General features: G+C 33.2%; 12 protein-coding genes. 4 read left to right on the forward strand and 8 right to left on the reverse strand.

Annotation, left to right across the window (positions count from 1 at the left end; all coding sequences use genetic code 11):
• Positions 1–4 precede the first annotated feature (4 nt).
• From FNB79_RS03605 to trhO, 6 genes are all read right to left on the reverse strand, one after another.
• The gene (locus FNB79_RS03605) at positions 5–499 is read right to left on the reverse strand and encodes a gliding motility lipoprotein GldH (RefSeq protein WP_143380004.1); all 495 of its coding nucleotides are present in this window, start codon (positions 497–499) and stop codon (positions 5–7) included.
• Positions 486–2,003 carry a regulatory iron-sulfur-containing complex subunit RicT gene (gene ricT, locus FNB79_RS03610; protein ID WP_143380005.1) on the reverse strand — a complete coding sequence of 506 codons (1,518 nt, stop codon included), beginning with the start codon at positions 2,001–2,003 and terminating at the stop codon, positions 486–488. The genes FNB79_RS03605 and ricT overlap by 14 nt, the downstream gene beginning before the upstream one ends.
• Positions 2,004–2,271: 268 nt before the next feature.
• Entirely contained in the window at positions 2,272–2,526 is a 255-nt protein-coding gene (locus FNB79_RS03615) for a radical SAM protein (protein WP_143380006.1), read from the reverse strand.
• A 127-nt stretch (positions 2,527–2,653) separates the two neighbouring features.
• A complete protein-coding gene (locus tag FNB79_RS03620) occupies positions 2,654–2,884 on the reverse strand; it encodes a ferredoxin (protein ID WP_143380007.1) in 231 nt (76 codons plus the stop codon).
• The gene (locus FNB79_RS03625; protein WP_143380008.1) at positions 2,884–4,128 is read right to left on the reverse strand and encodes a peptidase U32 family protein; all 1,245 of its coding nucleotides are present in this window, start codon (positions 4,126–4,128) and stop codon (positions 2,884–2,886) included. Before FNB79_RS03625 ends, FNB79_RS03620 begins: the two co-directional genes overlap by 1 nt.
• A gap of 4 nt (positions 4,129–4,132) precedes the next feature.
• Positions 4,133–5,212, reverse strand: a complete 1,080-nt coding sequence (trhO, locus tag FNB79_RS03630; protein ID WP_143380009.1) for an oxygen-dependent tRNA uridine(34) hydroxylase TrhO — start codon at positions 5,210–5,212, stop codon at positions 4,133–4,135.
• A 272-nt stretch (positions 5,213–5,484) separates the two neighbouring features.
• Between trhO and recA the strand changes: the two genes are divergently transcribed.
• The 4 genes from recA to FNB79_RS03650 all read left to right on the forward strand — a co-directional run bounded on the left by recA (position 5,485) and on the right by FNB79_RS03650 (position 9,042).
• Positions 5,485–6,492, forward strand: a complete 1,008-nt coding sequence (gene recA, locus FNB79_RS03635; RefSeq protein WP_143380010.1) for a recombinase RecA — start codon at positions 5,485–5,487, stop codon at positions 6,490–6,492.
• A gap of 142 nt (positions 6,493–6,634) precedes the next feature.
• Positions 6,635–7,099: a hypothetical protein gene (locus FNB79_RS03640; protein ID WP_143380011.1), complete on the forward strand. Its 465-nt coding sequence runs from the start codon at positions 6,635–6,637 to the stop codon at positions 7,097–7,099.
• A 21-nt stretch (positions 7,100–7,120) separates the two neighbouring features.
• Complete coding sequence (locus tag FNB79_RS03645) at positions 7,121–7,663, forward strand: RNA polymerase sigma factor (RefSeq protein WP_143380012.1); 543 nt, start codon at positions 7,121–7,123, stop codon at positions 7,661–7,663.
• Positions 7,663–9,042, forward strand: coding sequence for a porin family protein (locus tag FNB79_RS03650; protein WP_143380013.1), 1,380 nt, complete (start codon positions 7,663–7,665; stop codon positions 9,040–9,042). The genes FNB79_RS03645 and FNB79_RS03650 overlap by 1 nt, the downstream gene beginning before the upstream one ends.
• A 96-nt stretch (positions 9,043–9,138) precedes the next feature.
• Here FNB79_RS03650 and FNB79_RS03655 read toward each other — a convergent pair whose 3' ends face one another.
• Together FNB79_RS03655 and FNB79_RS03660 are read right to left on the reverse strand one after the other, a co-directional pair.
• On the reverse strand, positions 9,139–9,879 hold the full coding sequence (locus tag FNB79_RS03655) for a lysophospholipid acyltransferase family protein (protein WP_143380014.1): 741 nt from the start codon (positions 9,877–9,879) through the stop codon (positions 9,139–9,141).
• 151 nt (positions 9,880–10,030) lie between these two features.
• Positions 10,031–13,183, reverse strand: a complete 3,153-nt coding sequence (locus FNB79_RS03660; protein WP_143380015.1) for a T9SS type A sorting domain-containing protein — start codon at positions 13,181–13,183, stop codon at positions 10,031–10,033.
• Positions 13,184–13,417: the final 234 nt, after the last annotated feature.

Consider the following 13,417-nt stretch of genomic DNA (forward strand, 5'->3'; position numbering starts at 1 on the left):
TTAATTAATGTGTTGATGGGTTTTCTATTCTGAAGCCAACATCTGTAATGCCTTCAAGGTTTGTTATGCCATTAACCTTGCCACTTTCTCTCATGGCATGTTGTATTTTTACAGTATAAGTTCCGGATTCATTTAAGCTAAACCCTTCTTTATACCATAACTTATTTTCTTTTATACTGCTAAAACCCTCGCCTAAAAATGCTCCATTGGGTTTTGCCATTTTATATTCTAACGTATCTGTAATGGTTTTTCCATGAGGAAACTCTAATCCTATAATTAAAAATAAATTACTGTATTTATACGCTTCATCATTTCTAATATTAACAAACAGATTATATGTATTTGTAGTATCCGGAGGTGTAAAATTAAACGTGATTTTTTCGTCTTTATTCCACGATCCTGGAACAGTTTGATATGCATCGAATACCTGATTAGAATCGCAAGAGGTTACAATAAACATTAAGCTTAAAATGAATAAAAGTGTGCTACTTCTTAGCATCAGAATTCGTGTTTGGATTTTGATTAGGATTCTGTTTTCCCTTAGCATTTGGATTTGTTTTTGTTTTTGCTTTTACGTTAGGGTTTGTTTTTGTATTTGGGTTTTGATTTGGGTTAGGAGACTGTTGCTTATTCTGCGGTTTTCTCTTATTTCTATTCCGACTGTTTCTACTTGGCCTTGGTTTAGCTCCTCCTTCTGTAGCATTTGGATTTCCTTTAGCATTAGGGTTCGCTTTTGGCTTAGCATTTGGATTCTGTTTCGCTTTAGGGCTCTGATTAGAGTTTGCTGGTTTACGTTTAACTTGGCGTTTTGCCACTGGTTTAGCAACCGCAACATTATCTTTAGTTTCTACTGTATTGCTAGTTCCTTTACTATTTTTATTTGCCCTGTTAGTTCTGCGTCGTTTCGATTTTTTAGGCTGATCAAAACGTGTTAAACTATCCTGACCTACAACATTTTCAAACTCTACTTTTGCATCTTCTAATAAATCTACAGCATACTCTTCTAAACTTGCTACCTTTTCATTTTTTTTATTGAGCTCAATAATTTCTTTAGCTTGTTCAATCGTTATTTTATGCCAATTCATCCATTCCCCTTCATAAGCATACCACATATGGCCTTTAAAAATATCTGTTTTCTGACAAACAGCTGTACCCTTTTGTGTTCTTAGTTTTACTTCGGTTTTTGGGAATTCTTTTAAAGCATCTAAATACGTATCTAATTCGTAGTTTAAACAACATTTTAACTTTCCACATTGGCCAGCTAATTTCTGCGGATTTAAAGATAATTGTTGGTATCTGGCAGCAGATGTACTTACCGATCTAAAATCTGTTAACCACGTAGAACAACACAACTCACGACCACAAGACCCGATACCTCCTAAACGCGCTGCTTCCTGACGGAACCCAACTTGTTTCATCTCGATACGCGTTCTAAATTCGCGAGCAAACACTTTAATTAGCTCTCTAAAATCTACACGTTCTTCGGCAGTGTAATAGAATGTGGCTTTACTAGCATCGCCTTGGTATTCAATATCAGAAATTTTCATCTGCAGCTTTAAGTCTATAGCAAACTGTCTAGCTTTAACTTTCATTGGTTCTTCCTTCTCACGCGCTTCAGACCAAATATCTATATCGCGTTGCGATGCTTTTCTGTATATTTTTACAATTTCCCCATCTAGAGGGATGTTTTTACGTTTCATTTGTACTCTTACCAATTCTCCAGTAAGTGTTACCATACCAATATCGTGACCATTTGCAGCTTGAGTTGCTACAATATCGCCTATACTAAGCGATAAATTTTCGGTATTTTTATAATATTCTTTTCGTCCGTTTTTAAAACGCACTTCAACCCAATCAAAAGGGGCTTCTCCATTGGGAAGCGACATATTTGCTAGCCAATCAAAAACTGTTAATTTATTACAACTGTCTGTACCGCAAGTACCGTTACTTTTGCAACCTTTTGGCTGACCATCTTTTCCTGTTGAACAACTACCACAAGCCATAAAATTATGTATATATAGATTCTGATAACGCTATGATTATCAGAAGACGATTAGTAAATTTATGTCTCAATTATTGAAACATATTCCTATTGCAAGTCGGACAAACCTAGAACTCGCTTTGGTTTGTAAAGATATGATTATTCTAAAGACTTGAAAAAAAGAAATTTTAATTCAACTCAACTTCATAATTTAATCTCACAGACAAGGATTTTATTTTTTTTTCAGAAGTAAAGGCATTAAGTCCGGCTTCTAAAAGTACTATTATTTTTTACTTGGTTAACAAATTAGCATTTGTAGTTATTGAAATATATGACACGGCATAGGCTTTACCCAATTCAACAATTTTAACTAAATTTTTATATAACGTTGGTTCTGTACCACAACCTATTTGAAGCTTTAACGCCCGATTAAAAATAGTTTTCGCTACTTGATTAATTTCATCCTCTTTAAACTGCCCTTTTAAAGTTTTTACGTAATCTTTATCTGTAAAATAACACATCTTACAGCGTAAATTACAAGCCATAACAGGATCTAAATTTACCGCTAAAAACGCTTATTAAACGTATGCAACACATAAAGCGCTAGAAACTTAATTCTATGACTTTTAATTTTTCTATTAAGTTGTAACAGTTTATAAACGTTCATTTAAATTAATTATGTTTTACACTAATAATTTTAACCGGACAGGCTTTTGAGGCATTTTTACAAGTCTCTAAGATAGTATAATCGTTACTTTTTAATGTATAAAACCCTTTTTTTTCTTGACCATGTAACAATACCGTTTTACCATCTTTTTTAGACATCTGGAAGTGTTGCGGTGCCAATTCTACACAATAGTTACAGCCAATACATTTGTTGCGTTGTAGTGTTATTATAACCATTAAGCTTCTACTTTATTTTCTACAATTTTATACAATTTATCTGAAGGACGAATTCTGAATTTAAGCGGTATAGTTACCAAGTCGCCTTTAGTCCCTTTTTCAGATTTTTTATCATTAGTCATAAGCTCTTCCACCTTCATTTCTTGAGCTCCCGTTGTTGGTCCTGTAACTAAAATGGTATCGCCTACTGAAACATCGAATGCTTCAATTTTAAACTCGCCAATTTGTGCTTTCGGATAAAAATGCGTGCCTTTACCAATATAGACTTTCTTTTGTGTGGCATGAGATCCAGATCCGTTACTCCATTCTCCCAGTTTTTGACCTAAATAATACCCGCTCCAAAATCCGCGATTGTAAACTTTTTCAAGTTCTTGCATCCAAGCAATTACTTTCTCTTTATTGTAGGTGCCATTAGCAACACTATCTATAGCATCTCGATAACATTTAATAACCTTTGCTACATATTCTGGAGCACGACCACGTCCTTCAATTTTTAATACCGTAATTCCAGCATCTATAATTTCGTTTAGAAAATCGATAGTACATAAATCTTTAGGCGACATGATGTACTCGTTATCTAATTCCATTTCAAAACCTGTTTCCTGGTCTATTACGGTATATTTCTTTCTACAATTTTGTTTACACGCCCCGCGATTTGCAGAAGAATTAGCCGAGTGCAAACTCATATAACACTTTCCAGACACTGCCATACACAGTGCACCATGCCCAAAAATCTCTATTTCTACCAACTTTCCAGAAGGTCCTTTTATTTGTTCCTTCGCTATAGCTTCAGTAATTTTTTTAACTTGACGCAAACTCAACTCACGGCTTAACACCATGGTATCTGCAAACAAGGCGTAAAACTTGACCGTTTCTATATTAGTGATATTAATTTGGGTAGAGATATGAACTTCCATTCCATACTCTCTTGCCATAGCAATAACGGCCTGATCCATAGCAATAACCGCTGTAATATTAGCCGCTTTAGCTTGTTTGATAAGCGTTTTTACTATAGATAAATCGTGATCGTAAATAATTGTATTTAGCGTTAAATACGTTCTTACGTTTTTAGCTTCGCAACGTTTGGCTATTTCAGGAAGATCGTCTAAGGTAAAATTTACCGTTGCTCGTGCGCGCATATTAAGCTGTTCTACACCAAAATATACAGAGTTTGCACCATTATCTAAAGCCGCCTGTAGAGACTCAAAGTTTCCTGCAGGCGCCATTAATTCTATATGTTGCATAGCCTTATTCTTTAATAGAATCTGTATTTAAAGTTTCAAAAATGTTGCGAAGGTCTTTTTTATATGGCAAGTGATCTGCGCGTCCTTTTTTAAAGATATCATTGCTGTTACCTTGCCCTTTGCGCAGTGCTTTTTGCTCTTCGTAAGGTAAACTGTGAATTTCTTTACAGTTTGTAGAACAACAACCGTCCATTTCTGCTTTACACTTTTCACATTGAATGAATAGTAAATGACAAGCATCATTAGCACAGTTTACATGTGTATCTGCAGGTGCACCACATTGGTGGCAACACGCTATAACATCATCTGTTATACGTTCTGAGCGACGTTCGTCAAACACGAAGTTCTTTCCTAAGAATTTATTTTCAAGTTTACTTTCGTTTACTTGTCTGGTATATTCAATGATTCCGCCTTCTAGCTGAAATACATTTTTAAAGCCTTTATGTTTAAAGTAGGCACTAGCTTTTTCGCAACGAATCCCACCAGTACAATACATCACTAGTTTTTTATCGTCTTTAAATTCCTTTAAATCATTTTCAATAATAGGTAACGATTCCCTGAAGGTATCGACATCTGGACGACGTGCATTTTTAAAATGTCCGATTTCACTCTCGTAATGATTACGCATATCAACAAGAATGGTATTTTCGTCTTCTATCAATGCGTTAAACTGAATGGCGTCTACGTGTCTACCTTTATTGGTAACGTCGAAAGTCTCGTCGTTTAAACCATCGGCAACAATTTTATCACGTACTTTAACTTTCAATTTTAAAAACGACATATTATCCTGCTCTACAGCAATATTTAATCGAATGTCTTTTAAAAATGAAATAGAATCTAAATGCGTTTTAAACTCATTAAAGCGATCTGCTGGTAAAGATAATTGCGCATTGATCCCTTCGTGAGCGACATAAATTCTTCCGAGAACGTCTAAAGCGTCCCATGTAATAAATAATTGATCTCTAAATGATTGAGGACTTTCAATCTTGGCGTACTGATAAAAAGAGAGTGTTAATCGATCTTTTCCTGCTTTTTCGATTAACTCTGCACGTTCTTTAGCACTTAATTTATTGTACAGTTGCATGCTATACTAATGTGTTAAGGTTAAAAAATATTTTTGCAAAGGTACATTAATTAGGTAAAACACAAATTTTATAGCGAAAAAGGACTTCATTTATTCAATAATAACATAAAATACACTCGTATAATCTTACAATTATCTTTTTACAACCAATATTTTTACTTATTTTATTAGGTAGATTCTGAACCTGACAAAAGGTTGCAGAATAAAGTTATTAGATGAGCAAAAGAAATAGTATTTTAGCAGCTCTTATTTCAGTATAAAAACACAATTAAATGAGCAAGGAAAAAGAAGCAAAATTAAAAGCACTACAGCTTACTTTAGATAAACTAGACAAGACTTACGGTAAAGGTACTGTAATGAAAATGAGTGATAAAGCTGTGGTAGACATTGAAGCGATACCAAGCGGATCTTTAGGTTTAGATTTAGCTTTAGGTGTTGGCGGTTACCCAAGAGGACGTGTTATAGAAATATACGGACCAGAATCTTCTGGTAAAACAACATTAACATTACATGCTATTGCCGAAGCTCAAAAAGCTGGTGGTATTGCGGCTTTTATTGATGCCGAGCATGCTTTTGATAGATTTTACGCAGCTAAATTAGGCGTAGATATAGATAATTTAATTATTTCTCAGCCAGACCACGGAGAACAAGCCTTAGAAATTGCCGAAAATTTGGTGCGTTCTGGAGCTATTGATATTGTTGTTGTCGATTCGGTTGCTGCTTTAACACCAAAAAGTGAAATTGAAGGAGAAATGGGAGATTCTAAAATGGGATTACATGCCCGTTTAATGTCTCAGGCACTTCGTAAACTTACAGGATCTATTAGCAAAACTAACTGTACCATGTTTTTCATTAACCAATTGCGTGAAAAAATTGGTGTTATGTTTGGAAACCCAGAAACTACCACAGGTGGTAATGCTCTAAAATTCTATGCATCTGTGCGTTTAGACATCCGTAGATCTACACAAATTAAAGATACTAATGGTGATGTTATGGGTAACAAAACTAAAGTAAAAGTGGTTAAAAATAAAGTAGCTCCACCATTTAAGACAGCAGAATTCGATATTATGTATGGCGAAGGTGTATCTAAAGTTGGAGAAATTTTAGACTTAGCTGTAGAGTTAGATATTGTTAAGAAAAGCGGATCGTGGTTTAGCTACCAAGATACTAAACTAGGACAAGGTCGTGATGCTGTAAAAATCATGATAAAAGATAATCCGGAATTATTTGAAGAACTTGAAGTCAAAATTAAAGACGCTATTAAAGCCATGAAAGAATAACGTTTTAAGTAAACGCATATTCTATTTAACTCATTAATATTCAAAAAAGAGTAAACAAATCCCGATTAACTTTTCGGGATTTTTTGGTTTTAAACGCAACCTTTTTAAAGTAAATACATCTAAAAAGAAAAACCTTACACACATGAAAAAATTACTTTTATTATTTATTGCAACATTAACCTTAACATCTTGTGATACAGACGACGACTATTCAGGTTATACTTACGAATATTTAACTACTGAAAACGCTACTGTACCTGAAGATATGGAAGTGGGTGAATCTTATAAAATTTACATCACCTACATTCAACCTACAAGCTGTTATACCTTTGACTCGCTCTATTACTATAAAACAACAGAAGTTTTAGAAGACGAAGAAGGCGAAGAGTTACCATTTACAACCGAAGTACGAACAATTGCAGTTGTAAACAGAATTATAGAAAGTTCTGAAACGGAATGCGAAGACCTTAATGAGGAGACCGAAATTTCATTTACATTTATACCAGAAGAAGCCGGTCCATATCTTTTTAAATTTTGGGCAGGAACAGATGAGAATGGCGAAGATGTATTTTTAGAATTTGAAAGAGATATAGTAAACGTACTTTAATAATTCTAATCAAAATTCCTTTTGAGTTTAGAGCAACTAATACACAATTGTAAACGAAACAAGCTTAAAGCACAAAGTGAATTATATACGCTTTATTCAAGTAAACTATATTCAATTTGTTTAAAGTATTCTCGTAATACCGCAGAAGCACAAGATAATCTGCAAGATGCCTTTTTGACTATTTTTAGCAAAATCTCACAATACAAAAACAAAGGATCTTTTGAAGGTTGGATAAAAAGAATTACAATTAATACAGCTTTACAACGCTATCGAGAAAAAGGAATTTTTGACATTATTAATGAAGATATTATAGACGACACTGTAGAGGTTAAAGACCATGAAAATATCTCTTTGGATTATCTTTTAGAATTAATTCAAACCTTACCAAACAGATATAGATTGGTTTTTAACCTATATGTCTTAGATGGCTACTCTCACAAAGATATTTCTGAAATGTTAGATATCACAGTAGGCACATCTAAATCTAATTTAGCCCGTGCCAGATTAATTTTACAGAAAAAAATTGAAGAAGACAATCCTAATCTTGATTCACAATCTATCTAATGAGTGATAAAAAACACATAGACCGTTTATTTCAAGAACAATTAAAAGATCTTGATAAAGCTCCAGACCCAAAAGTTTGGAATGCTATCGAGCAGAAATTGAAAGAAAAAAAGAAAACCAAACGCATTATTCCTATTTGGTGGTACGGGACTGGTGCTGCTGCGCTTTTAATACTGTCTTTAGCTTTAATTCGCTTTATAAATCAAGAAAACACGTTAACACCTTTTTCCCCAAATATAATTATAGCAGACACACCTGAATCTGATACATCTAATACTAACAGACCTACCAAACACTTAATTGATTCTATTAAAACAAAAAGTGCGTTTAAAAACAAAGCAAAAATCAGTAATATCACAACCACAAAGCCTAATATAAAAAAGACAAAAAAAATCTTGGAGCACAGTAAAAATAATGCTTTACAGCCTACATATACGTTTTCAAAACAACAAAGCTCACCTACAGACAATACAGTTGCTACAAAAGAGTCTAATAATATTGACAACAAAAACAACACTGCTTTAACACATACTCCAACAGAACAAAAACAGGCAACACCTGATAAAACCACTACAGAAGAACAACCCCCAAACACTTTAAGTATAGAAGAAGCCATTGCGAGCACAGAACCTACACCTAAAGAAAAAAAACAGACAAAAAAATGGGATATACAACCTAATGTAGCTCCGGTGTATTACAACAGTTTTGGATCAGGATCCCATTTAGATGACCAATTTATAAATAATTCTAAAACAGGTGAAATAAACACTAGTTATGGTGTAAATGTGGGCTATGCAGTTAATGAAAGATTAAAAATAAGATCTGGTGTAAATAATTTATCCTTAAGTTTTAACACAAATGATATTGTTTCTAGTAGCAATACACTTGCATCACACACAAGCAATATTGCAAATTTAGCTGTATCTAACCAAGGGGAAAACTTGGCTTTTTTTAGTAACAATAATAGCTCTAGCTTTTTAGATACACCTTTCGTTACCTCAACTAGCAGTAGCAGTAGCAGTAGTGAAATTAATCAAAGTATTAGCTATTTTGAAGTTCCACTTGAGCTAGAATATCATCTTGTTAACACACGTATAAGAATTAGCTTAATAGGTGGTTTTAGCACATTTATTTTAGATAATAACCGCGTTTATTCTGAAAGTAATAATAACAGAGTTTATATAGGTGAAGCAACCAATATAAACACCATTAGTTTTAGTACCAATTTTGGAATTGGCTTAGATTACAACCTAACCAAACGTTTAAATATTAATTTAGAACCTACATTTAAATATCAATTAAATGCATTTAGCAATACGTCTGGTAGTTTTAGACCTTACATTATTGGAGTTTACACAGGGTTCAATTATCAATTTTAAGACATTACAAAAAGCTGTTACTTTATTCTTTAATTTATTATTATGATAGTTAACTACAATAGCTATAACACTTAATAAAACAATTAAGAGATTTATTTATTTTTTAAATGCCTTTAATTGATTTAAAATAATATCGCGCGCTTGTGCTTTTAAAGCTTTACAATCGTCTTTAAGCGTAAGCCCATCTGTAGATAAGAATTTATGCATATGCACACGCATTTTGCCTGGACCTCCACTAAAAAAATCAAAAGAGAATCGTTTTTTATTATCGGCAAATGTAATAGGCACAACAGGAATGTTATGATTAATGGCTAAGCGAAAGGCACCATCTTTAAATTGATCGAGAAGGATATCTTCGTCGGAAACACCGCCTTCTGGAAAAATGCAAATACTTAAACCCGATTTTAAACGGCGTTCTGCTTGTTCAAATACAGCATGCCTGCTCCTAAGACTATCACGATCTACCAAAATACATGTACGCTTATAAAAGAACCCAAATAATGGCATTTTAGACAATTCTTTCTTACCTACAAACACAAATGGATTTTTAACAGTAACCAACATAAGCATAATGTCTGTCATAGACGTATGGTTGGCAATAAACATATAACTTTTATTAAGATCTGGAACCTCGTCACGAACAATTCGCCAACAGAAGCCCATACCCACTAATATAAATTTAGACCACATTCTGGCCATTTTAAAAAAATATGGATACCATGATTCTTTTAATATAGAAATCAAAAGAAATGGCAAAAGCACCAAAATTGGTATAGCAACTAGAATATAGAACCACACCCGGTATAACACCCAAAATATATATTTAAATATTTTCATACACACCAAAAATACATAATTGTATTAAAAGTAAAAGTACAGATTACATGAATAAACTAGCTCAACACATTCAATATAAAAAGGGTTCATAACGTGAATAAAGTTCATAAAAAAACCTCTGCAAGCAGAGGTTTTTACTGTTTATTTTTAATTAATTTATAACTTTTTTCGTCACAACAACCCCGTCTTCCAAAACTATTGAAGTCAAATAAATTCCCTTGGAAAAATTAAATTGTGTTGATAGCTCACTGCTTTGATTACTTGATTTGTAATTTATTAATAGTTTACCACTAACATCATACACTTTAACGGCACTAATAGTTTTAAATGTTTTCACATTTAAAACACCATCATTAATATACACAAAAGTATTATTGGAGGCTGAATCGTTAACAGATAAAGCAGAACTAGCCGTATAAGCTAAGATAAAACGATCGTTTGTAACTCCAGAAACTGCTGTAAATCTATAAGGAGAATCTCTTAAATTATGTTCAACATTTAAATAAGTATCTTTTAAATAAATGTCTTGACCTTCTTCAAAAATAGTTCCTTGAAGATTATTTATTCCTATTTTATACGTTGTTTGGTCTGATACATTTATTCCTAACGGCACTTCATCTAAATTTGAAAAAGGTAACGGACGCCCTTGAATTACCATTTTATCATCATTAATTAACGAGTAAATCTTAAAGTCCTCATCGTTTGCATAGGTATCATAGAGTCTATCTTTTCCTAAAGTAGCACCATCTGCATAACCTATTAATGCACTCGTAGACAAATTATTTTCATTAGTTAAATTTAACCAAATCAATTCCTTTTCTAGAGATAAAGTTGAATCCTCTTCTGTTGTCGTTCTAAAAAATTCTGAATTATTGTATGCTGCCTCTGTTGAATCAAAACGCAGATCGTTACTATATGTTACAGTACCCCCATCTGAAGCAGAATCTAGTAGTTGCACAAAAAAGCCTTGCCCAGAAGCAATATACCCGTTAAAAGCATTAGGAATAGAAGATCCCAAAGCATTATAATTTACAAATTGATCACCATAATTATAAGTAGACTCTTCATAATACCCTGCTCCTAAACCTTCTGAAATTTCAACATCATGCATCCATAAACTTACATTTCCTTCTAAATTAGAGTTTTCTGTTAAAAACTTTATTGCACTTATTGCTGAAGGATAAGGATTTCCTAGAAAATTCTGATGCCTATCCCCCTCATCTTCAGGTAGCGGATTTGCAGACATTCTAACAGAAGTACTTATTGTGGTATTATTAGGAACTCCTGTAAAAATGGCAGTATAGGAATTTGCACCAGACGCTCCTGTTATAGACTCAGGAACTCTTGCAATATACCCTGCACCAACACGCATTGCCTCATTAACAACCTTTATCCAGTTTCCTGTAGATCCTGTTGTGTTTGTTTGTGTAGGATCCCATTTATACGCTCTTGAATTTTCAATATTATTTATATCGAAATTAGCTACAGGAGAAGACCAATACACATAATCGTAAGCATGTAAATTTTCAGCCATACGTACTACATTTATGTCTCCTGAATTTATATTTCCATTTTCTTCGTTTATTTGTACTAAACTAGCATTGTTTTCTAAAGTAAATGTTCCTTTAGAAACAGTATTTCCGTCGTCTAAAGTTGTTGCATCTTCTACAGTTATTTCATTATATAACATAAGTGTTTTTCCAGAAGGAATAACCACGTTTTTACCAGCCTTTACAGTACAATCACAACCAAATAGATCTACACTTTCATTATAATCTTCAGAAAATATTAAGCTTCTGTCTTCGTCGTTTACAGCAATGTTAAAATCAATATAGTCTTGATCGTAGTTCCAGGAAGTACCATCCCAATACGTTGGCACACCTCCTTCTGCAACTGTAATCACAGCATTTTCTGTACCATAACCATTAGAAATTTCTAGTTTATACACACCTAAATCTTCACTATCGGCGTTACTAAGGGTATATGTATCTGTAGTAGCACCAGAAATGGCTACATCGTCCTTGTACCATTGATAACTTAAGTCTTCAATAGGGTCTCCTGTTGCTGTTCCTCCTATACTAGCATTGACTTTTAGAACGATATCTGATGTTGCAGGAAGACGGCACAGATATCTAGACTCTATATACGAATCTACCACTGGAGCTCTAGATACAAACGCAGATGCGTTATAAGCCAAAAAAGCTAAATCTGCCGTTCCTCCTGCTGCTAAATTAATTTTATATACATCGTCTATATTAGAAGTAGTAATATCAAAATCATCAAAATGTAATGCAAATAATTTTAATGGTCTTGTTTCATTACTAGTTTGACCTCTACCTGTTGGCACCGCATCTTCATAACTTACATTATTAGTTACGCTAAACAAATCCATCCTCCACTCTGCCAGATTGTTTGTTGTTTGATCTATGTATAAACGAATAGGTGTCCCTACAACATTCCCTCTCTCGTCTTGATAATAATATATATCATACCCACCTGCTGCTGCTATTTGTGTAATAATTAAATCTGGAACTATATCTCCAATGGCATTAGGCTCACCATCAGGACTGTTAAACTCTATACTAACATCACTATTAAAATTTGTAACACCGGTTCCTAAATCCAATCCATTTTTACCATCGGTTATCATTTCAAATATCTTTAAATCAGCTATTTTTGAATTTATAGATGTACCTTCTCCAACGATTCCATCTACCAAATCTCCGACTTCTATAAAATTTGATGACGTTGTTTTCCCTACAATTCCATTAGTTGAATAAGCTCGAAACGTTTGTGCCTGAAAACTAATGCCTTTTGCCGTTAACAAATCATCATCTACACCTGTAGAATACGTGACCCCATTATAAGTAAATGCTAACAACTCCTGCCTGTCATTTGGCCATGTATTTTGATTGCTCGAGCTATACCAATTTGAACGCCAATATCCATTCCCATTGTAGTCCCAATTGGTAAATATTTCTGTTATTTTATCAAAATATTCACTACCAGACGACGCAGAACTTGATTTGTCTTTATAACCTATATAATCTATGGTAGTATCAACGCCTGAATCAAACGTTACACCAGATATTGAAATGGCTCTATTTGAAGTATTTGAAGTTCCTGTCTTAGAAACTTTTAAAGAAATCTGAGATGAACTTACTAAAGTAACGTCTGTTATTGATATATCATTTATTGATATACTATTTTTTATTGTATTATTAAAACCTGTACCAAAAATTGTAATTTTGGTTTGAGATGTTACCCTCGTTGGATAAATATCTGTAACGGTTTGAGCGAACAATGATGAGGTAATAAATAGCAGTATAAAAGGTAATATTTTTTTAAATAAAAAAATATTACGAGGGGAAGAAGTAGTGTTTTTCAATTGCGTAATAATAAAATGAATAATATATTAACTTAATTTTACTACTAACATACAAATTTTGAAAAGATAAAGAATATAAATTAAATAAAAAAAATAAAAAATAAGTTTATCTAAACAAGAGCAGAAAACACAGAACCCGCTTAATTAACA

Origin of the sequence: Formosa sediminum, from assembly GCF_007197735.1 — a bacterium.
Taxonomy (GTDB): Bacteria; Bacteroidota; Bacteroidia; order Flavobacteriales; family Flavobacteriaceae; genus Formosa; species Formosa sediminum.